The 25,614-nt window shown below is 55.2% G+C and carries 19 protein-coding genes; 16 read left to right on the plus strand and 3 right to left on the minus strand.

The window, feature by feature from the left end:
* Positions 1-58 precede the first annotated feature (58 nt).
* Together focA and ycaO are read right to left on the minus strand one after the other, a co-directional pair.
* Entirely contained in the window at positions 59-919 is an 861-nt protein-coding gene (focA, locus tag ABU178_RS07340; protein ID WP_397213406.1) for a formate transporter FocA, read from the minus strand.
* 380 nt (positions 920-1,299) lie between these two features.
* Positions 1,300-3,057, minus strand: a complete 1,758-nt coding sequence (gene ycaO, locus ABU178_RS07345; protein ID WP_397213408.1) for a 30S ribosomal protein S12 methylthiotransferase accessory factor YcaO — start codon at positions 3,055-3,057, stop codon at positions 1,300-1,302.
* 314 nt (positions 3,058-3,371) lie between these two features.
* On the opposite strand from ycaO, the gene serC reads away from it, so the two are divergent.
* The 12 genes from serC to ABU178_RS07405 all read left to right on the plus strand — a co-directional run bounded on the left by serC (position 3,372) and on the right by ABU178_RS07405 (position 17,377).
* Positions 3,372-4,457: a 3-phosphoserine/phosphohydroxythreonine transaminase gene (gene serC / locus ABU178_RS07350; RefSeq protein WP_397213410.1), complete on the plus strand. Its 1,086-nt coding sequence runs from the start codon at positions 3,372-3,374 to the stop codon at positions 4,455-4,457.
* A gap of 84 nt (positions 4,458-4,541) precedes the next feature.
* Positions 4,542-5,828 (plus strand): 3-phosphoshikimate 1-carboxyvinyltransferase, encoded by a 1,287-nt coding sequence (aroA, locus tag ABU178_RS07355; protein ID WP_397213412.1) that lies wholly within the window; start codon positions 4,542-4,544, stop codon positions 5,826-5,828.
* A gap of 199 nt (positions 5,829-6,027) precedes the next feature.
* Positions 6,028-6,708, plus strand: a complete 681-nt coding sequence (gene cmk, locus ABU178_RS07360; protein ID WP_397213414.1) for a (d)CMP kinase — start codon at positions 6,028-6,030, stop codon at positions 6,706-6,708.
* Between the two features lie 123 nt (positions 6,709-6,831).
* Positions 6,832-8,505 carry a 30S ribosomal protein S1 gene (gene rpsA / locus ABU178_RS07365; RefSeq protein ID WP_397213416.1) on the plus strand — a complete coding sequence of 558 codons (1,674 nt, stop codon included), beginning with the start codon at positions 6,832-6,834 and terminating at the stop codon, positions 8,503-8,505.
* Positions 8,506-8,592: 87 nt separating this feature from the next.
* Entirely contained in the window at positions 8,593-8,877 is a 285-nt protein-coding gene (gene ihfB / locus ABU178_RS07370; protein WP_033751281.1) for an integration host factor subunit beta, read from the plus strand.
* A 202-nt stretch (positions 8,878-9,079) separates the two neighbouring features.
* Complete coding sequence (locus tag ABU178_RS07375; RefSeq protein ID WP_397215734.1) at positions 9,080-11,338, plus strand: DNA internalization-related competence protein ComEC/Rec2; 2,259 nt, start codon at positions 9,080-9,082, stop codon at positions 11,336-11,338.
* Between the two features lie 34 nt (positions 11,339-11,372).
* Entirely contained in the window at positions 11,373-13,121 is a 1,749-nt protein-coding gene (gene msbA / locus ABU178_RS07380; protein WP_397213419.1) for a lipid A ABC transporter ATP-binding protein/permease MsbA, read from the plus strand.
* A complete protein-coding gene (gene lpxK, locus ABU178_RS07385; protein ID WP_397213422.1) occupies positions 13,118-14,128 on the plus strand; it encodes a tetraacyldisaccharide 4'-kinase in 1,011 nt (336 codons plus the stop codon). The genes msbA and lpxK overlap by 4 nt, the downstream gene beginning before the upstream one ends.
* Before the next feature lie 27 nt (positions 14,129-14,155).
* Positions 14,156-15,370 (plus strand): winged helix-turn-helix domain-containing protein, encoded by a 1,215-nt coding sequence (locus ABU178_RS07390; RefSeq protein ID WP_397213423.1) that lies wholly within the window; start codon positions 14,156-14,158, stop codon positions 15,368-15,370.
* Positions 15,371-15,461: 91 nt separating this feature from the next.
* Complete coding sequence (locus tag ABU178_RS07395; protein ID WP_397215736.1) at positions 15,462-15,644, plus strand: Trm112 family protein; 183 nt, start codon at positions 15,462-15,464, stop codon at positions 15,642-15,644.
* Complete coding sequence (kdsB, locus tag ABU178_RS07400) at positions 15,641-16,390, plus strand: 3-deoxy-manno-octulosonate cytidylyltransferase (RefSeq protein WP_397213425.1); 750 nt, start codon at positions 15,641-15,643, stop codon at positions 16,388-16,390. The genes ABU178_RS07395 and kdsB overlap by 4 nt, the downstream gene beginning before the upstream one ends.
* Before the next feature lie 93 nt (positions 16,391-16,483).
* Positions 16,484-17,377: a YcbJ family phosphotransferase gene (locus tag ABU178_RS07405; RefSeq protein ID WP_397213427.1), complete on the plus strand. Its 894-nt coding sequence runs from the start codon at positions 16,484-16,486 to the stop codon at positions 17,375-17,377.
* Here ABU178_RS07405 and elyC read toward each other — a convergent pair.
* A complete protein-coding gene (elyC, locus tag ABU178_RS07410; protein ID WP_397213429.1) occupies positions 17,357-18,142 on the minus strand; it encodes an envelope biogenesis factor ElyC in 786 nt (261 codons plus the stop codon). The genes ABU178_RS07405 and elyC overlap by 21 nt on opposite strands.
* Positions 18,143-18,267: 125 nt before the next feature.
* On the opposite strand from elyC, the gene cmoM reads away from it, so the two are divergent.
* From cmoM to mukB, 4 genes are read left to right on the plus strand one after another with little or no spacing between them, the layout of a single operon-like run.
* Positions 18,268-19,053: a tRNA uridine 5-oxyacetic acid(34) methyltransferase CmoM gene (gene cmoM, locus ABU178_RS07415; RefSeq protein ID WP_397213431.1), complete on the plus strand. Its 786-nt coding sequence runs from the start codon at positions 18,268-18,270 to the stop codon at positions 19,051-19,053.
* Positions 19,050-20,372, plus strand: coding sequence for a chromosome partition protein MukF (gene mukF, locus ABU178_RS07420; RefSeq protein ID WP_397213433.1), 1,323 nt, complete (start codon positions 19,050-19,052; stop codon positions 20,370-20,372). The genes cmoM and mukF overlap by 4 nt, the downstream gene beginning before the upstream one ends.
* Positions 20,353-21,087, plus strand: a complete 735-nt coding sequence (gene mukE, locus ABU178_RS07425) for a chromosome partition protein MukE (RefSeq protein ID WP_397213435.1) — start codon at positions 20,353-20,355, stop codon at positions 21,085-21,087. The genes mukF and mukE overlap by 20 nt, the downstream gene beginning before the upstream one ends.
* Positions 21,084-25,571: a chromosome partition protein MukB gene (gene mukB, locus ABU178_RS07430; RefSeq protein ID WP_397213437.1), complete on the plus strand. Its 4,488-nt coding sequence runs from the start codon at positions 21,084-21,086 to the stop codon at positions 25,569-25,571. Before mukE ends, mukB begins: the two co-directional genes overlap by 4 nt.
* Positions 25,572-25,614 lie beyond the last annotated feature (43 nt).

Genomic DNA, 25,614 nt, shown 5'->3' on the forward strand with positions numbered 1-25,614 from the left:
GATGGATTCTTTCTTCGTTCCGGTGAGCGTCAACGCGACTCACCGGTCCAGATTCTGTTCAGTGCACCGGATCGTCGCCGCGTAAATAGATAACCCAGTACGTTAAGCCCACCAATAATCCGCCGCCGATGATGTTACCCAGCGTAACGGGAATCAGGTTGTCGAAAATAAAGTTGCCGGGCGTCAGCGCTGAAAACTGCGCTGCTGTTGCGCCATTTGCCTGCCAGAATTCCGGGCTGGCAAAATCCCGAATTACAATCGCCATGGGAATCAGAAACATGTTAGCGATACTGTGTTCAAAACCGCTGGCGACAAACATCGCGACCGGCAGAATCATGGCTGCCATTTTGTCGACCAGGGTGCGGCCCGAGTAACTCATCCATACCGCCAGACAAACCATCAGATTGGCCAGCGTACCCAGACAAACGGCTTCGATAAATGTGTGGTGCATCTTGTGTTCTGCGGTTTGCAGCAGGTTTAAACCCCATGCGCCGTTTGCTACCATGTGTTCACCAGCAAACCAGATCAGCGCGACAAAAAACAGCGCGCCCACCAGATTACCCAAATAAACATTGATCCAGTTGCGTCCCAGCTGCCGCCAGGTAATGCGCCCGCTTGCTTTGGCAACCACGATCAGTACCGTCGAGGTAAAAAGATCGGCACCGCAAACCACCACTAATATCAGGCCGAGTGAAAAACAGATGCCGCCAATTAATTTTGCGATGCCATAAGGCATTGTCCCAGCGCCGGTTGTTGCGGTGATATAAAAAACAAAGGCTACAGAAATAAAAATGCCTGCGGTAATGGCAAGGAAAAAGGTGGTGAGAGGATGTTTAGTCGCTTTATAAACACCCGTATCCTCAGCAACTTTTGCCATCGCAGCGGGTAATAAGGAATTGAAAGGATTGTCAGTTCTCACACTAACGCTCTCCTGAAGAAGTCTAAAAAAATACTAACAAAGGAGTAGGAGGGGATAATTGATATGGATCATGTTTGGCAAACAGGAGAAAAGGAGAGGAGGCTATTTTCAGGCTTGGTCTGATTTAATCAATTGATTTTAAATGTGAAAAATTATTTTAAAAATACAATTATTTTTTTAATGGAAGAGTTTTCTCAACGTGGGATGTAAATCTGAATAATCATTTTTGCTTTATTTGTTAAATAAATCATTGCGCCTCCTTTAGTTTAACCTGAGCGCAACATTTCTTGATTGAAAATATAAAAAATGGCGCTTAACAGGTAAGCGCCATTTTGTGTTTATTCACAGACAGGTTATTAAATTACCGGTCTCGTTTAGCGTTACTTCCAGTAACGACGTTTGGCCGCCTGAAGCTTCTCATAAGCTTGCAGCAGAGCCTGATGTGCCGGGAAAGCTTTCAGATCGGCATCCACCGTTTGCAATCCATAGAAAGGCGCTTCTCCGCTCAGGGCCGCCGAGGCCGCTTCAACCGCGTCGCTGCCATACATACGGATAAAGGCATGATGGTATTGCACAGGATCGCGGTCCTCTTCCATCGCCAGTAACAGCAGCGTTTGCAGGCAGCGGTAGTAGTTGGCTCGCTCGGGCGTGAAAATGGAGCCGTTAAATTCCATTGTCCATTCGGTCCAGATCAGAGCCTGCTCAAGATCACCGCCAGCTAATGCCAGCATGGCTTTCAGCTCACCGATACGCAGCGTGTACCAGCCGTTATCCTTGCCGGTCGCCAGGCCCAGCAGCTCGCGCACGCGGGTAAAGTCATCATGGCCTTCTTCATCCAGCTGTGAAATCAGATCGAGATATTCTTCCGGATTCCAGTTGCTGCCGGGCAAGGCGAGCAGCGTTTCACGCAGGCCTGCGCCCATGCTGTTGTTAGCCAGCAGCAAATCTTCCGCCGGATAGATGTCAGACATACCCGGAACCAGAATGCGGCAGGCATATACGCCAAGATGCTCATAATCAGCAATATAAACTTCTTTATCTTCCGCGTGGAAAATGGCCATCAGGGTGTCAAATTCCTGCTGCGTGGTGCCGTCAAATTTCCAGTCAACGAAAGGATAATCCGCAGTCTCTTTAAAGAGATCCCAAGAGATCAGACCGCTGGAGTCGATAAAGTGAGTTTCCAGATTGGCATGTTCGGCCACTTCTTCATCGTCGAAGGTTGGCGGCGTAAACACATCCAGATCTTTCAGGCTGCGGCCCTGCAGCAGTTCAGTAACGGTACGCTCCAGCGCCACGCCAAAGTCAGGATGAGCGCCAAAAGAAGCGAAGCAGGTTCCGTTAGCTGGATTAAACAGCACAACGCAGATGACCGGATATTTTCCACCCAGAGAAGCATCGTAAGCGAAGATCGGGAAGCCTTCTGCTTCCAGACGCGCAATCGCTTCCACCACGCCCGGATAACGCTGCATGACGGCATCCGGGATCGTCGGCAGGCTAATCGACTCGGCGATAATACGATTTTTAATATAGCGTTCGAAAACTTCAGACAGACCCTGAACACGCGCTTCATTCGCGGTGTTGCCGGCCGACATGCCGTTAGACACGTAAAGGTTGCCGATGATGTTCATCGGGATATAAACGGTCTGCTGATCGGACTGACGGCTAAACGGCAGCGCGCAAATGCCGCGCTCGCTGTTGCCAGACTGCAGATCGATCAGGTCGCTGGCGGAGAGTTCATTTTCCGGATCGTAAAACGCACGCAGTCGCGCGTCGAGGATACCTTCCGGCAGGCTCTCGTCAGCAGGTAAAGGAAACCATTTTTCGTTGGGGTAATGGACAAAATCGCCGTTGGCGATGGATTTGCCTAACCAGAAATCCGCAAAAAAGTAGTTGGTGGAGAGACGCTCGAAATATTCTCCCAACGCGGAAGCCAGCGCCGCTTTTTTGCTGGCGCCTTTACCATTGGTAAAACAGAGAGGGCAGTCACGATCGCGAATATGTACTGACCAGACATGAGGGACGGGATTGAGCCAGGAAGCTTCTTCGATATGAAAGCCAAGATCCTGAAGCTTTTGCTGGAAGCGGGCGATGGAATCTTCCAACGCGGCGTCTTTGCCTGGAATAAAAGTTTGCGTCATAGTGCCGCTCTCTCTGTAAAGGGGGTGTTTATAAAGCGCGCCATAATACGTTTTTTGTCTCATGGACGCTATCAAGCCGGCATAAATTTCTGTTAATCAGCCTGCACTTTATCGCCGCGTTGCGCTTTCATTTTTCCATCAGGCGGGAAGCCGCCTCACAAAATACCGTCTCGCTTTACATTTATGAGATAAGCTGCGGGGCGACAAATTCCAAAAATGTGATCGACCACGGATAAAAGATTGCAGCCGTCTGGGCGCAGTGATAAAACCGGTAAGGTATTCATAACCGTTCGATATGACAGTGGTGAGGGGAAATGACACAGGTTTATAATTTTAGCTCCGGACCAGCAATGCTGCCGGTTGAAGTGCTCCGTCGCGCAGAACAAGAATTGACAAACTGGCACGGGCTGGGCACTTCGGTGATGGAGATTAGCCATCGCAGCAAAGAGTTTATTCAGGTGGCCGAAGAGGCAGAGCGGGATTTTCGTGATCTTCTGAAAATACCATCCAATTATAAAGTTTTATTCTGTCACGGCGGCGCGCGCGCTCAGTTTGCGGCGGTACCGGGAAATTTGTTAGGAAGCGCCACCACAGCTGATTACATTGACGGCGGTTACTGGGCGCACAGCGCAATAAAAGAAGCGGAAAAATATTGCCGCCCGAATGCAATCGACGTAAAAACTACGCTGGAAGGCAAACGCGCTATTCTGCCGATGCGTGAATGGCAGCTGAACGACGAGGCAGCCTATGTCCACTTCTGCCCAAACGAAACCATTGATGGCATCGCTATTGATGAACAGCCCGATTTCGGCGACAAAATCGTGGTTGCAGATTACTCCTCCACCATTCTGTCACGCGCTATTGATATCAATCGCTACGGCGTGATTTATGCGGGCGCTCAGAAAAATATCGGCCCGGCAGGCCTGACGCTGGTCATTGTGCGTGAAGATCTGTTGGGACAGGCGCAGCAACATGTGCCGTCCATTCTCGATTACAAAGTGCTGGCGGAAAATGACTCCATGTTCAATACCCCGCCGACCTTCGCCTGGTATCTCTCCGGTCTGGTGTTTAAGTGGCTGAAAGAGAAGGGCGGTATCGGTGAAATGGACAGAATCAATCAGGCTAAAGCCGATCTGCTGTATGGCGTTATCGATAACAGCGATTTTTACCGTAACGATGTCGCCACAGCGAACCGCTCACGCATGAACGTGCCTTTCCAACTGGCGGACGCTGGGCTGGATAAGCTCTTTCTGGAAGAGTCGTTCAGTGCTGGCCTGCATGCGCTGAAAGGACACCGCGTGGTAGGCGGCATGCGCGCCTCCATTTATAATGCGATGCCGCTGGAAGGGGTAAAAACGCTTACCGACTTTATGATCGACTTTGAACGTCGTCACGGCTGATAATCATTAACTCGCCAGTGCTGTGCTGGTATCAGACCCCGTTATAAAAACGGGGTTTCGTCTTTTTTGGAGATTTGGTTTCGCATGCAGGACTCTTTAACATTACAACCTATTGCGCGCGTCGACGGCACCGTTAATCTGCCCGGTTCCAAGAGCGTTTCTAACCGTGCGCTGCTGCTGGCTGCGTTAGCAAGCGGCACAACGCGGTTAACGAACCTGCTCAATAGCGATGACGTCAAACATATGCTTAACGCGCTAACAGCGCTGGGCGTGCCTTTTACGCTTTCTGCCGATCGTACCGTCTGCGAAGTAACAGGTCTTGGCGGTCCGCTTCACAGCAAACAGGCGATTGAACTCTTCTTGGGTAACGCCGGTACGGCGATGCGGCCGCTGGCTGCCGCGCTCTGTCTCGGTCAGCATGAGATAACGCTCACGGGCGAACCGCGCATGAAAGAGCGTCCTATCGGTCACCTTGTTGATGCTTTGCGTCAGGGCGGGGCTGAGATTGACTATCTGGAGCAGACCGACTATCCGCCTTTGCGCCTTCGCGGCGGCTTTCGTGGCGGCGAAGTCAGCGTGGATGGCAGCGTATCGAGTCAGTTTCTTACCGCGTTATTGATGACTGCGCCTCTGGCGGAGCAGGATACGGCGATTACCATTAAGGGCGAGCTGGTCTCTAAACCTTATATTGATATCACGCTGCATCTGATGAAATGCTTCGGGGTTGAGGTTGAGAATCAGGACTATCAGCGTTTTGTGATTAAGGGCCAGCAGACCTATCGCTCGCCGGGCGACTATCTGGTTGAAGGCGATGCCTCTTCCGCCTCTTACTTTTTGGCGGCCGCCGCTATCAAAGGCGGCACCGTTCGCGTAACCGGCATCGGCCGCAACAGCGTACAGGGCGATATCCATTTTGCCGATGTGCTGGAAAAAATGGGCGCATGCATTGAGTGGGGCGATGACTATATCGCCTGTACGCGCGGCGCGCTCAATGCTATCGACATGGACATGAATCATATCCCGGACGCGGCGATGACCATCGCCACCGCCGCCCTGTTTGCGCAAGGCACCACTGTTATGCGCAACATCTACAACTGGCGTGTGAAAGAGACCGATCGCCTGGCGGCCATGGCCACGGAGTTGCGTAAAGTCGGAGCCGAGGTCGAAGAGGGGCATGATTACATTCGCGTGACGCCGCCAGCTCAGCTGCGCCATGCCGATATCGGCACCTACAACGATCACCGTATGGCCATGTGCTTCTCGCTGGTTGCGCTCTCAGATACGCCGGTCACTATCCTTGACCCTGGTTGTACGGCTAAAACCTTCCCTGATTATTTCCAACAGCTGGCGAAAATCAGCCATAACGAATAAGTTGCCCGACCCGGTCTCTTCTCACCGGGTCACTTCGCCTTCAACTGGCCTTATCCGCAAAGAAATCCTCTGAATCTACTGAAATTTTTAACGCTGTCTATGCTTAAAGATAACAGACCGCTCCTGAGCAGCGTATAATGCCCTCATTCCCATTGGCCTGGACAGGCTAAAAACGAGAGTGCAGCAACAGGAGAGAATGATGACGGCAACAGCCCCGGTAATAACCATTGATGGCCCAAGCGGTGCGGGGAAAGGCACCCTTTGTAAAGCCATGGCTGAGGCTCTGCAATGGCATTTGCTGGATTCAGGAGCTATTTATCGCGTACTGGCGCTGGCCGCGCTGCATCATCAGGTTGATATCGAATCGGAAGAGGCGCTGGTGCCCATCGCGGCGCATCTGGACGTGCGTTTTATTTCTGAAAACGGCGAGATGCAGGTCATCCTGGAGGGAGAAGAGGTAACCGGCGAGATACGCACGCAGGATGTGAGTAATACCGCATCACGCGTGGCGGCGTTCCCGCGGGTGCGTGAAGCGCTGCTGCGTCGTCAGCGCGCGTTTCGCGAAGAGCCGGGCCTGATTGCCGATGGTCGCGATATGGGCACGGTGGTTTTCCCTGATGCGCCGGTAAAAATTTTCCTTGATGCCAGTTCGGAAGAGCGTGCGCAGCGTCGCATGCTACAGTTGCAGGAGAAGGGCTTTAGTGTTAACTTTGATCGCCTTTTAGCCGAGATAAAAGAACGTGATGATCGCGACCGTAATCGCGCCATCGCGCCTTTAGTGCCTGCGGAAGATGCTCTGGTGCTGGATTCGACCAGCCTCTCTATTGAGCAAGTGATTGATGCGGCACTAAAATATGCCCGCCAGAAGCTGGGCATGTGATTTTTCGCTAATAACAGAATTGCTGTAACCCTGTACCAGGGAAAAGGTGCAGGGCATGTGAAACAACCCCATCCGACATGAAGTCAGGTGGACGTTAAATTAAAGAATCCTGAAGATTACAATATGACTGAATCTTTTGCTCAACTCTTCGAAGAGTCCCTGAAAGAAATCGAAACCCGTCCGGGTTCAATCGTCCGTGGTGTTGTTGTTGCTATCGATAAAGATATCGTGCTGGTTGACGCTGGCCTGAAATCTGAGTCTGCCATTCCGGCTGAGCAGTTCAAAAACGCTCAGGGCGAAATTGAAATCCAGGTGGGTGACGAAGTTGACGTTGCTCTGGACGCAGTAGAAGACGGCTTCGGTGAAACTCTGCTGTCCCGTGAGAAAGCGAAACGTCACGAAGCTTGGATCACGCTGGAAAAAGCTTACGAAGAAGCAGAAACTGTTACCGGTGTTATCAACGGCAAAGTCAAGGGCGGCTTCACTGTTGAGCTGAACGGAATTCGTGCGTTCCTGCCGGGTTCACTGGTTGACGTACGTCCGGTACGCGACACGCTGCACCTGGAAGGCAAAGAGCTTGAATTTAAAGTGATCAAGCTGGATCAGAAACGCAACAACGTGGTGGTTTCTCGCCGCGCGGTTATCGAATCTGAAAACAGCGCTGAGCGCGATCAGCTGCTGGAAAACCTGCAGGAAGGCATGGAAGTCAAAGGTATCGTTAAGAACCTTACTGACTACGGTGCATTCGTTGATCTGGGCGGCGTTGACGGCCTGCTGCACATCACTGACATGGCGTGGAAACGCGTTAAGCATCCGAGCGAAATTGTCAACGTGGGCGACGAAATCACTGTTAAAGTGCTGAAGTTCGACCGCGAGCGTACCCGTGTGTCTCTGGGCCTGAAACAGCTGGGCGAAGATCCGTGGGTTGCTATCGCTAAACGCTATCCGGAAGGTACCAAACTGACCGGTCGTGTAACCAACCTGACTGATTACGGCTGCTTCGTTGAAATCGAAGAAGGCGTTGAAGGCCTGGTACACGTTTCTGAAATGGACTGGACCAACAAAAACATCCACCCGTCTAAAGTTGTTAACGTGGGCGACGTGGTTGAAGTTATGGTTCTGGACATCGACGAAGAGCGTCGTCGTATCTCCCTGGGTCTGAAGCAGTGTAAAGCTAACCCATGGCAGCAGTTCGCTGAGACGCACAACAAAGGCGATCGCGTTGAAGGTAAAATCAAGTCAATCACTGACTTCGGTATCTTCATCGGCCTGGACGGCGGCATCGACGGTCTGGTTCACCTGTCTGACATCTCCTGGAACGCGACTGGCGAAGAAGCCGTTCGTGAGTACAAAAAAGGCGACGAAATCGCTGCCGTTGTACTGCAGGTTGACGCAGAGCGCGAGCGTATCTCTCTGGGCGTGAAACAGCTGGCTGAAGATCCGTTCAACAACTACATCACTTTGAATAAGAAAGGTGCAATCGTCACCGGTAAAGTGACTGCAGTTGACGCGAAAGGTGCTACAGTTGAGTTAGCAGACGGCGTGGAAGGTTACCTGCGCGCTTCTGAAGCTTCACGCGACCGCGTTGAAGATGCAACCCTGGTTCTGAGTGTTGGCGACGACGTTGAAGCCAAATTCACCGGTGTTGATCGTAAAAACCGTGTTGTTAGCCTGTCTGTTCGTGCTAAAGACGAAGCTGACGAGAAAGATGCAATCGCAACTGTTAACACCAAACAGGAAGAAAGCAACTTCTCTAACGCAATGGCTGAAGCGTTCAAAGCGGCTAAAGGCGAGTAATCGACCTTACGCATCGGGCGACGTCATGTCGCCCGATTTCGGTAAAAAGCTGTCAAACCTTGCCAACAGGGATTAACCGGAGGATTAATGACCAAGTCAGAACTGATTGAAAGACTTGCAGGCCAGCAGACTCATATTCCGGCGAAAGTCGTTGAGGATGCGGTTAAAGAGATGCTTGAGCACATGGCCACTACCCTGGCCCAGGGCGAACGCATTGAAATCCGGGGATTCGGCAGTTTTTCTTTGCACTATCGCGCACCGCGCACCGGTCGTAACCCGAAAACGGGCGACAAAGTGGAACTGGAAGGTAAATACGTTCCCCACTTCAAGCCGGGCAAAGAACTGCGTGACCGTGCAAACATTTACGGCTGAGCAGTTACCGAATCGCAGAAACGACACCTCCGGGTGTCGTTTTTTTTGCGCGTTATTTTGTTTTGTGACTTCTTTTCCCCGATTTTGTACAGAGTAGCAAAGCTGTAAAAGGTTTTGCGGCTCTTCTCTCAGCGTTTTCTCTTCACAAGTGATTTTAAGCCGTCTGGTTGTCACACTGTCCGCGACAAAAGGAACGGATATGATGACGCTCACATGGACAGGACTCGCCGCGCTGACAATTGTTGGCGCCTTACCCTTACTCTTTCTGCCGAATCTGCCTGGCTTGCCATTGCTGGCAGGCATGGCCCTGATTGCCCTGATAGTGATTCATCTGCCCGCTGCCAGCCTGCGCCTGTGCGGATATGGCCTGTTGCTGCTGGTATGGGCATTAGCTGATGGCCGACAGATGACGGACACGATCTCCGTGCTAGTCGCGCAGCCGCAAACCGCCAGCGTACGTATTGATGAAGTGCAATCAGAGCGACAACGTATAAAGGTGAAACTGATTAAGGTGGAAGGTCGCTATCTGTTTCCACCCTTGTATGCCTGGCTGTCATTGCCGGACGAGGAGATCGACTACTGTCCCGGGCAGCGCTGGCAGATGCGCTTACGTTTGCGCGCTCTGCACGCGCAACTGAATGAAGGAGACTTTGACGCCCAACGTTTCGCCCTTGCTAACCACACGCCTTTTCAGGGTCGAATCCTCTCCCGCCAGCCTGAAAATGCGCAGTGCAACTGGCGCGAGCAAATTATCCTGCATCACCAAAAAGTGATGCAGACGCTGCCTGAACAGGGCGTACTGAATGCGCTGGCGTTTGGTATTCGTGACGGGCTGACGGATGAAACGCGTCAGCTGTTACGGGAAACGGGAACGGCGCATCTGATGGCGATTTCCGGCATGCACATCGCGCTTGCCGCCAGCGTCGGCTGGCTGATGCTACGCGGGGTGCAGTGGTTTTTGCCCGTAACGGCCATCGGTTATTTGACGCCGCTGCTCGGAAGCTGGCTTACCGCAGCACTCTATACCTGGCTGTCCGGCACGCTGGCGCCGGCGCAGCGCGCTCTGCTGGCGTTAACGCTCTGGACGGCATTACGTATTTTTGGCCGGAATCTTACCGGCTGGCACATCTGGACGTTATGCATCGGCCTGATGCTGTTTTTCGATCCGCTCACCGTGCTTTCAGACAGCTTCTGGCTCTCTGCGCTGGCGGTGGGCATGCTGCTAATCTGGTATCACTGGTTTCCCTTACCGCCGCAATATGCGCGCCAGCGTCGCTGGATGGCGCTGCAACTGGCACATCTTCAATTAGGTATGCTGCTTCTTATGGCACCGCTACAGGCGGCGTTGTTTAACGGCATCAGCCTGACGTCGCTGATAGCGAATCTGTTGGCGATTCCCGTCATCTCTTTTATCACGGTGCCGCTGCTCCTGCTGGCGATGCTGATTCCCGTAGCGCCGGTGCATACCCTGCTGTGGTGGCTGGCCGATCGATCCATTGCGCTGGTTATCTCCGGGTTGACGGCGTTGCCGCCGGGCTGGTGGCGCTTGAGTGAGGCAGGATTATGCGCCGCGATCGTCTGGGGCGGCATGCTGGTTTGGCGTCTTGGTTGGTGGCGCGTGTCGCCGCTGAGCTGTTGCAGCCTGGTTTTAGCGCTTCTGCTCTGGCGCTATCAGGAGGAAAAGGCGGACTGGCGCGTTGATATGCTTGATGTAGGACACGGCCTGGCCGTAGTGATTTCTCAGGGCAGCGAAGCGGTAATTTACGATACCGGCAATCGCTGGACAAAAGGGGATGCGGGAGAACGTATTATCGCGCCCTGGCTCCAGCGCAAAGGGATGCGCATTAAAGAAGTGATCCTGAGCCATAAACATCTGGACCATACGGGAGGAATGAATGGATTGAAGCAGGTCTGGCCATTTCTTGCCGTACGCAGCGCCCTGGCGCAGCCTGGACATCTGCCCTGTTATCGCGGTACAGAGTGGAAATGGGGAATGCTAAGTTTTCATGCGCTTTGGCCAAACATGATCCCCACACAAGGTAACAATAATGACTCCTGCGTAGTGAAAGTCAGTGACGGCACGGTAACGCTGTTGCTTACCGGCGATATCGAACGTGAGGCGGAACGTAAGCTGGTTGCGATGGAAAAACAGGAATTACACGCCGATATTTTGCAGGTTCCTCACCATGGCAGCCGGACGTCATCGACACCGCTTTTGCAACGCCATGTCTCAGGCAGCGCCGCGCTGGCATCGGTGGCGCGTTATAACGCCTGGCGAATGCCTGCCCGCGAGGTGGTAAACAATTACCGAAAAAATGGCTACCGCTGGTCTGATACGGGGCAATCGGGCCAGCTCAGCGTCCGGATACATCAGGGAAAATGGCGAATCGCCGGGCTGAGAGAGCAAATAATGCCTCGTTGGTATCATCAGTGGTTTGGCGTCAAACGCGATTCCAGGTAGAATGAGCGGCTATTTCTAACATCGTGAATAAATAATGCATCAAGATAAAGATCTCTCGACATGGCAGACATTTCGTCGACTCTGGCCGATGATCGCGCCACATAAAGCTGGATTGCTGGTGGCTGCTGTCGCCCTTGTGCTGAACGCAGCAGGCGATACGTTAATGCTCTCTCTGTTGAAGCCTTTACTGGATGATGGATTTGGTAAGGCAGATAAATCAGTACTGATATGGATGCCGTTAGCGGTGATAGGACTGATGCTGATCCGTGGTATCACCAGCTATATCTCCAGCTACTGTATTTCCTGGGTCTCCGGCAACGTAGTGATGAATATGCGCCGTCGCCTCTTTGGCCATATGATGGGGATGCCGGTATCGTTTTTTGATCAGCAGTCTACCGGTACCTTGCTGTCACGTATTACCTATGACTCTGAACAGGTTGCTTCTTCTTCTTCCGGCGCGCTGGTTACCGTTGTGCGCGAGGGAGCCTCGATTATTGGCCTGTTTATTATGATGTTTTACTATAGCTGGCAGCTTTCATTGATTCTGATCGTGCTGGCGCCGGTAGTGTCGATGGCGATTCGCACGGTGTCGAAGCGCTTTCGCAGCATCAGTAAAAATATGCAAAACACTATGGGGCAGGTGACGACCAGCGCCGAGCAGATGCTGAAAGGGCACAAAGAGGTGCTGATTTTTGGCGGCCAGGAAGTGGAAAGTAAGCGTTTTGCTCACGTCAGTAATCTTATGCGTCAGCAGGGAATGAAGATGGTTTCCGCCTCCTCGATTTCTGACCCGATAATTCAGCTGATCGCCTCGCTGGCGCTCGCTTTTGTGCTTTATGCCGCCAGTTTCCCCAGCGTGATGGATACCCTGACGGCGGGCACCATCACCGTGGTTTTTTCCTCCATGATTGCCCTGATGCGCCCGCTGAAGTCGTTAACCAACGTCAATGCGCAGTTCCAGCGTGGCATGGCGGCCTGCCAGACGCTGTTCACTATTCTTGATAGCGAGCAGGAGAATGATTACGGAACGCGCGTGATCGAGCGGGCAAAAGGCGAAGTGGAATTCCGTAACGTCACTTTCTTTTATCCGGGACGTGAAGTGCCGGCATTAAAAGATATCAATCTGTCGCTGCCCGCCGGCAAAACGGTAGCGTTAGTGGGCCGTTCAGGCTCGGGCAAATCGACGCTGGCCAGTTTGCTGACGCGTTTCTATGACATTCAGCAGGGAGAGATCCTGCTGGACGGACACGACTTACGTGAATACACGTTGAACTCGTTACGCAATCAGGTTGCGCTGGTGTCGCAAAATGTTCATCTGTTTAATGACACCATCGCCAATAACATCGCTTACGCACGCAGCGATGTCTATAGCCGCGAAGAGATTGAGAAAGCGGCCACCATGGCGCATGCCATGGACTTCATCAACAAGATGGAAAAAGGTCTGGATACGGTAATTGGCGAAAATGGCGTGCTGCTCTCTGGCGGTCAGCGCCAGCGTATCGCTATTGCCCGTGCGCTGCTGCGCGACAGCCCGATTCTGATCCTTGATGAGGCCACCTCAGCGCTGGATACGGAATCGGAACGTGCAATCCAGGCGGCGCTGGATGAGCTGCAAAAAAACCGCACCTCGCTGGTTATCGCCCATCGCCTTTCTACCATTGAAAAAGCGGATGAAATTGTCGTTGTGGAAGATGGCCGTATCGTCGAACGCGGCACGCATGAAACGTTGCTGGCACAAAAGGGCGCCTATGCTCAGCTGCATAAAATGCAGTTTGGCCAATGATTGAGCGTATCTGGAGTGGTCGTTCGCCGCTCTGGCTGCTGCTGTGGCCGCTCAGCCTGCTGTACGGACTGATTACGCGCCTGATTCGCCTGAGTTATCGGCGCGGCTGGCGTAAAAGCTGGCGCGCGCCGCTGCCGGTTATCGTGGTAGGCAACCTGACTGCCGGAGGCAACGGCAAAACGCCGGTGGTGATCTGGCTGGTTCAGGCTCTTCAGCAGCGCGGCTTGCGGGCTGGCGTAGTGTCGCGCGGCTACGGTGGTAAAGCCGAAAGCTATCCGTTGCTGGTGGAGCATTCCACCTCAACGCAGCAGGCAGGAGATGAGCCGGTCCTGATCGCGCAACGCACCGGGGCGCCGGTTGCCGTGGCGCCAAAACGTCGGGACGCCGTCGAAGCCCTGATTGCCCGCCATCCGCTTGATCTGATTATTACCGATGACGGCCTGCAACATTATGCCTTGCAGCGCGATATTGAAATCGTGGTGATTGATGGCGTACGGCGTTTTGGCAACGGCTGGTGGCTACCGGCCGGCCCGATGCGAGAGCGCGCCGATCGGTTGCGTAGCGTCGACGGCGTGATTGTGAATGGCGGCACGGCGAGCGACAGCGAGATTGCCATGACGCTACACCCCGCACTGGCGATCAATATGCTGAGCGGCGAAAAATGCGCGCTGTTAGCGTTAAATCAGGTGGTCGCGATGGCCGGTATCGGTCATCCGCCGCGGTTTTTCACTACTTTAAAACAGCAGGGGCTTACGCCGGTGGCGGAAATTGCCTTCGCCGATCATCATACCTACAGCCAGAGCGAGTTGATGGCGCTGGCAACGCCGCAGCAAACGCTGCTGATGACGGAAAAAGACGCCGTTAAGTGCCGCGCCTTTGCGTTGGAAAACTGGTGGTATCTGCCGGTAGATGCCGAATTGCAGGGCGCCGCGCTGGAACCCTTACTGAAGCAAATCGTGCAGCTCTGCGCGAAGCAAACCCATACTCCGGAAAAGAGCAGGCAGTAGCCATTTCGGCACAGGGAGAGGAAGATCGTGGAACAAAAGCGTTCAATTTCATTGCAAACCGCACGACATCTTCATCTCGCGGCACAAGGCTTGCTGCGTACTCCCGCTAAAGCGCGCTACGATGATCTGCTACGCGTTATCCGTCAGATGGCGTTACTACAGATTGACACCATCCATGTCGTGGCGCGCAGCCCTTATCTTGTGCTTTTCAGCCGGCTTGGCGACTACCCTGTGGCCTGGCTGGAGCAGGCGCTTGCACGCGGTGATCTGTTTGAATACTGGGCGCATGAAGCCTGCTTCGTGCCGTGGGAAGATTATCCGCTGTTGCGTCACCGTATGCTGGAGCCGGAGCGTCTGGGTTGGAAATATAATGCGCAATGGGTTGCCGATCACCAGACGGAGATCGCTGAGCTGCTGGCGCATATTGCGCAGAACGGTCCGGTGCGGGCAGCAGATTTTACCAGCGAGAAAAAAACGCCTTCGGGCTGGTGGGCCTGGAAGCCCCATAAGCGTCATCTGGAGAACCTGTTCAGCGCAGGCGAACTGATGGTGGTAGGGCGGCACAATTTTCAACGCGTTTACGATTTACGTTCACGCGTGATGCCGGAATGGCGGGATGAACTGCACAGTCTGAGCGAGGCGGAAGCAGTCAGTGAGATGCTGATGAAAAGCGCCCACAGCCTGGGTATTTTCCGTGAAGCCTGGTTGCCTGACTATTACCGCTTAAAACAAGTGGCGTTGAAGCCTTTTATAGCCGACGCGCAGGCCAGCGGCGCGATTGTGCCGGTTGAGGTCGAAACACTCGGCCAGCTGTGGCTGCATGCCGATCTGCTGCCCCTGTTGGAAAAGCCGCTTTCAGCCACCTACAGCGCCTTGCTTTCTCCTTTCGATCCGGTGGTCTGGGATCGTAAGCGCGCACGGGAATTGTTTAATTTCGACTACCGTATTGAGTGTTACACCCCTGAAGCCAAAAGAAAATATGGCTATTTTGTTTTGCCGATACTGCACCGTGGCGAACTCAAGGGTCGGCTGGATGCAAAAATGGTGCGCAAAGCCGGACAGCTGGTGATTAAAAATATTTGGCTGGAAGAGACCACGCGCGTAACAGGACAATTTTTGCAGGATATTCAGCGTGCTGTCAGCAGTTTTGCCCGCTGGCAGGGAGCAAATAGCGTTATTATTGAACAGGCGCCTGAGGCGTTGCTGGCCAGCTGGCAGCGCCAGTGGCGGCTTGATGAGTAAAAAAATTGCGGTTACTGCCGCAAATCACGCCCTTATCCTGCGCTATGGTATGCTACAGGGCACTGACGAATCGGTCCGTGATGGAGGAAATATGGATCACCGTTTACTTGAGATCGTGGCTTGCCCGGTATGCAACGGCAAACTGTATTACAACAAAGAGCAGCAGGAACTGATCTGCAAACCCGATGCGCTGGCCTTTCCGGTGCGGGACGGCATTCCGGTGCTGTTGGAAAACGAAGCGCGCACGCTCTCCGTTGAAGAGATCCATCCATGAGTTTTGTCGCGATCATTCCGGCCCGTTTTGCCTCGACGCGTTTGCCTGGCAAGCCGATAGTGGATATCCACGGTAAACCGATGGTCGTTCATGTGATGGAGCGCGCCCTGGAATCGGGTGCCGATCGCGTTATCGTGGCGACCGATCATCCTGACGTCGCGGCGGCCGTTGAGGCAGCAGGCGGTGAAGTCTGTATGACGCGCGCCGACCATCACTCCGGCACTGAGCGTTTGGCGGAGGTGATTGAGAAATATCAGTTCTCAGACGACACCATCATCGTTAACGTCCAGGGCGATGAACCGCTGATCCCGCCGACTATCGTGCGTCAGGTTGCTGACAATCTGGCCCGGTCGCAGGCAGGCATGGCGACGCTGGCGGTGCCTGTTACCGATGCTGAAGAGGCTTTCAATCCGAACGCGGTAAAAGTGGTGACCGATAAGCAGGGCTATGCGCTCTATTTTTCTCGCGCCACTATTCCCTGGGATCGCGAGCGCTATGCGCAATCCCGCGAAGTGGCAGGCGATACGCTGCTGCGTCATATCGGTATTTACGCTTATCGCGCCGGCTTTATTCGCCGTTACGTTACCTGGAACCCCTGTCCGCTGGAGCAGATTGAACTGCTGGAGCAGCTGCGTGTGCTGTGGTATGGCGAAAAAATCCATGTCGACATTGCGCAAGCCGTACCGAGCGTTGGTGTTGACACCCCGGAAGATCTGGCGCGCGTTCGTGCCGCTCTCTCATCGTGAAAAGATGCCGGGGCAGCTCCGCCCCGGCATGTTTTAATCGTTGCCAGGCCATTCACTGTTGTACCTTCAGGATAAGCCTGAGGAGGATGACGCATGGAACAGCTCAAATCAGAACTGACGCTGGTGCTGGGCGAGACGGTCAGCCGCCTGGAAACTCTCAGCGAACAGCCTTTTTCTCATCTTTACGCGCTCTACGATCGCCACGGCGATGCAATGCCGCTGGTGGCGAAATACTTCCGTCATAAAGGGCGCGCGGCGCTGGAAGCCAAAAAGCTGGCGATGCTGGGGCACGATGGCGTGATTAAAGTGCCTGTGGTTTACGGGCTGGTGCTCAGCCAGCAAAAACCGCCTCATGAAGTGCTGCTGATGGAGCGAATGGGCGGCGTGTCGGCGGAAGCGCCTGCGCGCAACGCCGTGCGCTGGGAGGCTCTCTGTAAAGAAATCGTCGAAGGCCTGCTCGGCTGGCACCGTATCGACAGCCATGGCCTGGCGGGCAGCATTGACAGCATTCAGGAGAATCTTTGGCCCGCCTGGTTTCAGCAGCGTGTGGAAGTGCTCTGGTCGACGCTGGGCTATCTGCGTCCGCCTTTTTTTACCCTGGAAGATCGGCAAATCCTGTTTCGCTGCCGTCAGCAGCTGCCGCGCCTGTTTCGCAACTTCCGCGATCCCGCCGTGCTGATCCACGGCAATCTCAGGCTGAGCGCCATTCTGAAAGATCCCCACAGCGATCGGCTTTTGGCGATGACGCAGCCGGGCAATGTGCTCTGGGCGCCGCGTGAATATGAGCTGTTTCGGCTCAGCGACAGCGGCGCCGAAGCGTCATTGCTGCACCACTATTTACAGCGGGCGCCGGTGGATGAAGGATTTCTCTGGCGCCGCTGGGTCTATCAGCTTTGGGACTGTGTGGAGAGTCTGGTGCATAGCGGCGAGTTTGATCGCCCGCGTTTCAATCAGGCGCGCGAGCAGCTATTGCCCTGGCTCGGATGAGGGCTGCGCTTCAGGCCTGAGCTGCTGCCAAAGGCGGCCCAAAGATTCATACCAGGCGCGCTCGCTGTGGCTCAGCCAGAGCGGCGACGGAATGGCTTTTTCCCACCAGTTCAGCGGCGAGGTAATCGCCAGCTGATTGGCGGGCGCCGCGATCGGCTCCAGTCCCTGCGCATGAAAAAATTGCATTGCGCGCGGCAGATGGTTTGCCGAGGTAACCAGTAAAAAGGGGCGTCGATCGATAACGCCCTTTACCGCACGCGCTTCCTGCTGCGTATCGCGCGGCTGATCAAGCGTAATGATCTGTTCTGAAGGGACGCCCAGACTTTCGGCCACCTGCGCCGCCACGCGCGCATTGCTCATGGGATTCTGACCTGCCGCGGCGCCGGTAAAGATCATTTTCGCCGTAGGATTGCGTCGCCATTGCCGCACCCCTTCCGTGACGCGCGCCAGGCTGTTGCCGACCAGGTTTGAACTCGGCGCCCATTGAGGATTAAAGGTGTAGCCGCCGCCCAGCACCACGATATAATCCACCTTTTCCGGGCCGTTCCAGGTTGTGTAACGACTTTCCAACGGCAACAGCAGGCGATCCGCGATCGGTTGCAGGCTGAGTAATAATAAAAAAAACCAGCTTACCGAGAGCAAAATTTTGCCTGTTTTTTGCCAGCGGCTGAACCAGAGCAGTAAAATTGCAATTGCCATCAGCAAAAGCAGAAACGGCAAGGGTAGCAATAAACCGCCGATCAGCTTTTTCAGGTTAAAAAACATCGAAACACTCTCCTTTTGTCTGAAAAAACAGCAGCTGATGAGGAAGAAGGGGATGAAAGGTTCATTCCTGATTTGGCTGTGACAAAATAGCACATCTTTTACAGCAGCAGAGCGGAGCTCACGGCATGCAGGATCGCAACTTTGACGATCTGGCGGAGAAATTCTCGCAAAACATCTACGGCACGACAAAAGGGCTGGTGCGCCAGGCGATCCTCTGGGATGAACTGGATGCGCTGCTGCCCAGCCTGCCGGATGGCAAACTTTCGATCCTTGACGCTGGCGGCGGCCTTGGGCAAATCTCCGCCGGGCTGGCGGCGCGTGGCCATCAGGTGGTGCTGTGCGATCTCTCAGCTGAAATGCTGCGCCGGGCGGAAGAGAATGCGCGTGAAAAAGGTGTGAGCGAAAACATGCAATTCAGACAAATTAGTGCGCAGCAGGTGGGCGATGATTTGGATAAGCCGGTGGATCTGGTATTGTTTCACGCTGTGCTTGAATGGGTCGCTGAACCTGAAAAAGTCCTCAAGGCGCTGTACCAGGTATTACAGCCTGGCGGCGTGCTGTCGCTGATGTTTTATAACCTGCATGGCCTGACGCTGCGTACGTTGACCTTAGGGAATTTCGGCTATCTGCGCGCCAATATGTCCAAACGTAAAAAGCGCACCCTGTCGCCCGATTATCCGCGCGATCCCGAGCACGTTTATGGCTGGCTGCGCGAATGCGGCTTTGAAATCGAGCGGCGCGCCGGTATCCGCGTATTTTATGACTATATGAAAAAGCCGATGGGTGTGGAAAAAAGCGTTGAGGAAATTATTGAGATGGAACGGCGCTATTGCCGCCAGGAACCCTTTTTGAGCTTAGGGCGCTATATCCACGTGACCGCGCGTAAACCCAGGCAGAAGGACGCATTATGAGTGAATTTTCCCAGACGGTACCGGAACTGGTTGCCTGGGCGCGCAAAAACGATTTCTCGCTTGCGCTGCCCGTGGAGCGTCTGGCGTTTTTACTGGCTATCGCCACCCTGAACGGCGAGCGTATGGACGGCGAAATGAGCGAAGGCGAGCTGATCGATGCTTTTCGTCACGTCAGTAAGGCTTTTGAACAAACCCATGAGACCGTGCTGGTGCGTGGCAACAACGCCATCAACGACATGGTGCGCCAGCGTCTGCTTAACCGCTTTACCAGCGAGCTGACCGAAGGCCACGCCATTTATCGCTTAACGCCGCTGGCGATCGGCATCACCGACTATTACATCCGCCAGCGCGAGTTCTCCACGCTGCGTCTGTCGATGCAGCTCTCCATCGTGGCGCAGGAGCTGAAGCGCGCCGCCGATGCCGCAGAAGAAGATGGCGATGAATTTCACTGGCATCGCAACGTCTTTGCGCCGCTGAAATATTCCGTGGCCGAGATTTTCGACAGCATTGATATGACCCAGCGCCTGATGGATGAACAGCAGCAGACGGTGAAAACCGATATCGCCGATCTGCTGAATAAAGACTGGCGCGCCGCGATCTCCAGCTGTGAGTTGCTGCTCTCTGAAACCTCCGGCACCCTGCGTGAATTGCAGGATACGCTGGAAGCGGCGGGCGACAAGCTGCAGGCCAACCTGCTGCGCATTCAGGATGCGACCCTGAGCAGCCCCGATTTAGGTTTTGTCGACAAGCTGGTGTTTGACTTACAAAACAAGCTTGATCGCATTATCAGCTGGGGCCAGCAGGCGATCGATCTCTGGATCGGCTACGACCGCCACGTACACAAATTTATCCGTACCGCCATCGATATGGATAAAAACCGCGTCTTTGCCCAACGTTTGCGCCAGTCGGTGCAGAACTATTTCGATCAGCCCTGGGCCTTAACCCACGCCAATGCCGACCGCCTGTTTGATCTGCGTGATGACGAGATGACGCTGCGCAACGATGAGGTGATGGGCGAGCTGCCGCCCGAAATGGAATACGAAGAGATCAATGAAATTCGTGAGCAGCTGGCGGCGATGATTGAAGAGGCGCTACAGATTTATAAAACCCGGCAACAACCCCTGAATCTGGCCAGCGTAATGCGCGACTATCTGGCGCAGTATCCGCGCGCGCGTCACTTTGACCTGGCGCGCATTGTGGTGGATCAGGCGGTGCGCTTAGGCGTTGCCGAGGCCGATTTAGCCGGTCTGCCCGCAGAGTGGCAGGCCATCAATGAGTACGGAGCCAAGGTGCAGGCACATGTCATCGACAAATATTGAACAAGTGATGCCGGTTAAGCTGGCTCAGGCACTGGCGAACCCGATTTTTCCCGCGCTGGACAGTCAGCTGCGTGCGGGACGTCATATTGGTCTGGAAGAGCTGGATCAACACGCTTTTCTGATGGATTACCAGGAGTTCCTGGAAGAGTTTTACGCCCGTTATAACGTGGAGCTGATTCGTGCGCCGGAAGGTTTTTTCTATCTGCGTCCGCGCTCCACCACCCTGATTCCACGCTCGGTGCTTTCCGAACTGGATATGATGGTCGGCAAGATCCTCTGTTATCTCTACCTCAGCCCGGAGCGCCTGGCGAACGAAGGCATTTTTTCCCAGCAGGAGCTTTATGATGAGCTGCTGTCGCTGGCGGATGAGAACAAATTGCTGAAGCTGGTGAATCAGCGCTCCACCGGCTCCGACCTGGACCGCGCCAAGCTACAGGATAAGGTGCGCGCCTCGCTGAGCCGTCTGCGCCGTCTCGGTATGGTGTGGTTTATGGGTCATGACAGCAGCAAGTTTCGTATTACCGAATCGGTATTTCGCTTCGGCGCCGACGTGCGCAGCGGGGACGATGCGCGTGAAGCGCAGCTGCGCCTGATCCGCGACGGCGAAGCGATGGCGCTGGAGAGCAAAAGCGCCCAGCCCGATAGTGATGATCCAGACAATGATAACGACATGGAAAGCGATGCGGTTGATAACGCAGAGGAAGAGCAGGCATGATTGAACGCGGTAAATTTCGTTCGCTGACCCTGATTAACTGGAACGGGTTTTTTGCCCGTACCTTTGACCTGGATGAATTGGTTACCACCCTTTCCGGCGGTAACGGCGCCGGTAAATCAACAACCATGGCTGCTTTTGTCACGGCGCTGATCCCGGACTTAACGCTGCTGCATTTTCGTAATACCACGGAAGCGGGCGCGACCTCCGGCTCACGCGACAAAGGGTTGCACGGCAAACTGCGCGCCGGCGTCTGCTACTCGGTGCTGGACGTGGTTAACTCGCGCCATCAGCGCGTTCTGGTCGGGGTGCGTCTGCAGCAGGTCGCGGGTCGCGATAAAAAGGTCGACATCAAGCCGTTCAGCATCCATGGCCTGCTGCCTGACAGCAATCCAACCGAAATCCTGACGGAAATTCTGAACAGTCGTCAGGCGCGCGTCCTCTCCCTGAGTGAAGTAAAAGAGCGGGTCGAAGCGCAGGAAGGGGTGCAGTTCCGCCAGTTTAACTCCGTGACCGATTATCACGCGATGATGTTCGATCTCGGCGTGGTGCCGCGTCGCCTGCGTTCCGCCAGCGACCGCAGTAAATTCTATCGTCTGATTGAAGCGTCGCTGTATGGCGGTATCTCCAGCGCCATTACCCGTTCGCTGCGCGACTATCTGCTGCCGGAAAATGGCGGCGTGCGTAAGGCTTTTCAGGATATGGAAGCGGCGCTGCGGGAAAACCGCATGACGCTGGAGGCGATACGCGTCACTCAATCCGATCGCGATCTCTTTAAGCATCTTATATCTGAAGCCACCAGCTACGTTTCCGCCGATTATATGCGTCACGCCAACGAGCGCCGCATTCATCTGGATGGCGCGCTGCAGCTGCGTAATGAACTCTTCACCAGCCGTAGCCAGCTCGCCTCCGAGCAGTATCGCCATATTGAAATGGCGCGCGAACTCTCCGAGCACAGCGCGGCGGAAAACGATCTGGAAAGCGACTATCAGGCTGCCAGCGATCATCTCAATCTGGTGCAGACAGCGATGCGCCAGCAGGAGAAGATCGAGCGCTACGAAGCCGATCTCGAAGAGCTGACTTATCGCCTGGAAGAGCAGAATGAGGTGGTCGCCGAAGCGCGCGAGGTGCACGAAGAGAATGAAGCGCGTGCCGAAGCTGCCGAGCTGGAAGTGGATGAGCTAAAGAGCCAGCTGGCTGATTTCCAGCAGGCGCTGGACGTTCAGCAGACCCGCGCCATTCAGTATCAGCAGGCGTTGCAGGCATTAGAGCGCGCCCGTTCTCTCTGCCAGCTGCCGGAGCTCAGCATTGAGAATGCCGAACCCTGGCTGGAGACGTTCCAGGCGCGCGAGCAGGAAGCCACCGGGCGGCTGCTGGAGCTGGAGCAGAAGCTGAGCGTGGCCGAGGCGGCGCACAGTCAGTTTGAACAGGCGCTTCAGCTGGTCACCAGCATTGCGGGCACGGTAAGCCGCCACGACGCCTGGCAAACCGGGCGCGAACTGCTGCGCGACGCCGCTAATCAGCGTCACCACGCCGATCAGCTCGCTTCGCTGCGTTTGCGCCTCTCCGAGCTGGATCAACGTCTGCGCGAGCAGCACGATGCCGAACGCCTGCTGGCCGAATTCTGCAAGCGTCAAGGCCAGCAGTTCGAGCCCGATGCGCTGGAAGGATTGCACCGCGAGCTGGAAGCGCAGATTGAACAGCTGAGCGGCAACGTTGCCGACGCGGGCGAGCAGCGAATGATGATGCGTCAGGAGCTGGAGCAGCTGCGCGAGCGCCTCGCTGCCCTGACCGCGCGTGCGCCGCACTGGCTGGCGGCGCAGGAGATCCTGACTCAGCTGAGCGAGCAGACCGGCGAACAGCTGGCCAGCAGCCAGCAGATCACCGAGTACATGCAGCTGCTGCTGGAGCGCGAGCGTGAAACCACCGTGGAGCGCGACGAGGTTGCCGCGCGCAAGCGTGAGGTTGAGCAGCAAATTGAGCGCCTCAGCCAGCCGGGCGGCGCCGAAGATGCACGTCTGACGCAGCTGGCGGAACGCTTCGGCGGGGTGCTGTTGTCAGAAATTTATGATGACGTGACGCTGGAAGATGCGCCTTACTTCTCGGCGCTGTATGGTCCTTCGCGTCATGCCATCGTGGTGCCGGATCTCTCGCTGGTGCGCGAGCAGCTGGATGGTCTGGAGGAGTGCCCGGAAGATCTCTATCTGATCGAAGGGGATCCGCAGTCGTTCGACGACAGCGTGTTCAGCGTTGACGAGCTGGAAAGTGCGGTGGTGGTGAAAGTGGCGGAGCGCCAGTGGCGCTACTCTCGCTTCCCCAAAGTGCCGTTGTTTGGCCGGGCGGCGCGTGAAAACCAGCTTGAGCTGCTGAATAACGAGCGCGATCGGCTGGCGGAAATCTACGCCACGCTCTCGTTCGACGTCCAGAAAACCCAGCGTCTGCATCAATCTTTCAGTCGCTTTATCGGCACCCATCTGGCGGTGGCTTTTGATGCCGATCCGGAAGCGCAAATGCGTGAGCTGAATGCGCGCCGCAACGAGGTTGAGCGTGCGCTGAGCCAACATGAAAACAGCAATCAGCAGCAGCGTCAGCAGTTCGAACTGGCAAAAGAGGGCGTGGCGCAGCTTAACCGCCTGCTGCCGCGCGTTAATCTGCTGCTGGATGATACGCTGGCGGATCGCTGCGAAGAGCTGCGCGAGCAGGTGGAAGAGGCGCAGGACGCCGCGCGCTTCCTGCATCAGCACGGCAGCAAGCTGACAAAACTGGAAAGCCTGGTATCGGTATTGCAAAGCGATCCGGAACAGCATGAGCAGCTACAGGCTGATTATCAGCAGGCCCGCCAGCAGCAGCAGACTGCGCGTCAGCAAGCCTTTGCCCTGACCGAAGTGGTACAGCGCCGCGCCCACTTCAGCTATGCGGATTCCGCCGGCATGCTAACCGGCAACAGCGACCTGAATGGCAAACTGCGCCAGCGACTGGAGCAGGCGGAAGCTGAACGCGCCCGCGCCCGCGAGCGTCTGCGTGAACATCAGGCGCAGCTGACGCAATATTCTCAGGTACTCGCCTCGCTGAAGAGTTCCAGCGACGCCAAACGCGACATGCTGAAAGAGCTGCATCAGGAGATGCAGGATATCGGCGTGCAGGCGGACGCAGGCGCGGAAGCGCGCGCCCGCACGCGTCGCGATGAGCTTTACAACGCTTTAAGCCATAACCGTGCGCGCCGCAACCAGCTGGAGAAACAGCTCACTTTCTGCGAAGCAGAGATGGAAGCACTGCAGAAAAAGCTGCGTCGTCTGGAGCGCGATTATCACCAGATTCGTGAGCAGGTGGTTTCGGCGAAAGCGGGCTGGTGTACGGTGATGCGTCTGGTGAAGGAAAACGGCGTAGAACGTCGTCTCCATCGCCGCGAGTTTGCCTATCTCAGCGGCGATGAGCTGCGTTCGATGTCGGATAAGGCGCTGGGCGCGCTGCGTCTGGCGGTGGCGGACAACGAACATCTGCGCGACGTGCTGCGTCTGTCGGAAGACGCAAAGCGGCCCGAGCGTAAAATTCAGTTCTTTATCGCCGTTTATCAACATTTGCGCGAGCGTATCCGTCAGGACATTATCCGTACCGACGATCCGGTGGAAGCGATTGAACAGATGGAAATTGAGCTGAATCGCCTGACTGAAGAGCTGACGGCGCGCGAGCAGACGCTGGCCATCAGCTCGCGCAGCGCGGCGAACATTATCCGCAAAACCATCCAGCGCGAGCAGAACCGTATCCGCCAGCTGAACCAGGGCTTGCAGACCGTGAGCTTTGGACAGGTGCGCAGCGTGCGTCTCAACGTCAACGTGCGGGAAACCCACGCCATGCTGCTGGACACGCTTTCTGAAGAGCATGAGCAGCATCAGGATCTGTTCAACAGCAACCGCTTCACCTTCTCGGAAGCGCTGGCGAAGCTCTATCAGCGTCTGAACCCGCAGATCGACATGGGCCAGCGTACGCCGCAAACCATCGGGGAAGAGCTGCTCGACTACCGCAACTATCTGGAAATGGAAGTGGAAGTGAACCGTGGCTCCGACGGCTGGCTGCGTGCCGAGAGCGGCGCGCTCTCGACCGGTGAAGCGATCGGGACCGGCATGTCGATTCTGGTGATGGTGGTGCAGAGCTGGGAAGAGGAGTCACGGCGTCTGCGCGGCAAGGATATTTCGCCCTGCCGCCTGCTGTTCCTTGATGAGGCGGCGCGTCTCGATGCCCGCTCTATCGCGACGCTGTTTGAGCTTTGCGAGCGTCTGGAGATGCAGCTGGTAATCGCTGCGCCGGAAAACATCAGCCCGGAGAAAGGCACCACCTATAAACTGGTGCGTAAAGTGTTTAACAACACCGAACATGTGCATGTGGTGGGTCTGCGCGGCTTTGCGGCCGATCCGGCTCCGATACGCCCTGATCCGGATGAGATCGACGAAACGGATCGGGAAGCGGAAAAAAGCCAGGCGGAAATATAGTCAAAAACCGCTCCACGGTTTAATCTGATAACGGCATTTGCTG

Origin of the sequence: Pantoea osteomyelitidis (assembly GCF_044342975.1) — a bacterium.
Lineage (GTDB): Bacteria > Pseudomonadota > Gammaproteobacteria > Enterobacterales > Enterobacteriaceae > Pantoea > Pantoea osteomyelitidis.

Coding starts and splice junctions, on each gene's coding strand:
- ycaO (WP_397213408.1), bottom strand. CDS start 3,057: ATGACGCAAACTTTTATTCCAGGCAAAGACGCCGCGTTGGAAGATTCC.
- serC (WP_397213410.1), top strand. CDS start 3,372: ATGACACAGGTTTATAATTTTAGCTCCGGACCAGCAATGCTGCCGGTT.
- aroA (WP_397213412.1), top strand. CDS start 4,542: ATGCAGGACTCTTTAACATTACAACCTATTGCGCGCGTCGACGGCACC.
- cmk (WP_397213414.1), top strand. CDS start 6,028: ATGACGGCAACAGCCCCGGTAATAACCATTGATGGCCCAAGCGGTGCG.
- rpsA (WP_397213416.1), top strand. CDS start 6,832: ATGACTGAATCTTTTGCTCAACTCTTCGAAGAGTCCCTGAAAGAAATC.
- ihfB (WP_033751281.1), top strand. CDS start 8,593: ATGACCAAGTCAGAACTGATTGAAAGACTTGCAGGCCAGCAGACTCAT.
- ABU178_RS07375 (WP_397215734.1), top strand. CDS start 9,080: ATGACGCTCACATGGACAGGACTCGCCGCGCTGACAATTGTTGGCGCC.
- msbA (WP_397213419.1), top strand. CDS start 11,373: ATGCATCAAGATAAAGATCTCTCGACATGGCAGACATTTCGTCGACTC.
- lpxK (WP_397213422.1), top strand. CDS start 13,118: ATGATTGAGCGTATCTGGAGTGGTCGTTCGCCGCTCTGGCTGCTGCTG.
- ABU178_RS07395 (WP_397215736.1), top strand. CDS start 15,462: ATGGATCACCGTTTACTTGAGATCGTGGCTTGCCCGGTATGCAACGGC.
- kdsB (WP_397213425.1), top strand. CDS start 15,641: ATGAGTTTTGTCGCGATCATTCCGGCCCGTTTTGCCTCGACGCGTTTG.
- ABU178_RS07405 (WP_397213427.1), top strand. CDS start 16,484: ATGGAACAGCTCAAATCAGAACTGACGCTGGTGCTGGGCGAGACGGTC.
- elyC (WP_397213429.1), bottom strand. CDS start 18,142: ATGTTTTTTAACCTGAAAAAGCTGATCGGCGGTTTATTGCTACCCTTG.
- cmoM (WP_397213431.1), top strand. CDS start 18,268: ATGCAGGATCGCAACTTTGACGATCTGGCGGAGAAATTCTCGCAAAAC.
- mukF (WP_397213433.1), top strand. CDS start 19,050: ATGAGTGAATTTTCCCAGACGGTACCGGAACTGGTTGCCTGGGCGCGC.
- mukE (WP_397213435.1), top strand. CDS start 20,353: ATGTCATCGACAAATATTGAACAAGTGATGCCGGTTAAGCTGGCTCAG.
- mukB (WP_397213437.1), top strand. CDS start 21,084: ATGATTGAACGCGGTAAATTTCGTTCGCTGACCCTGATTAACTGGAAC.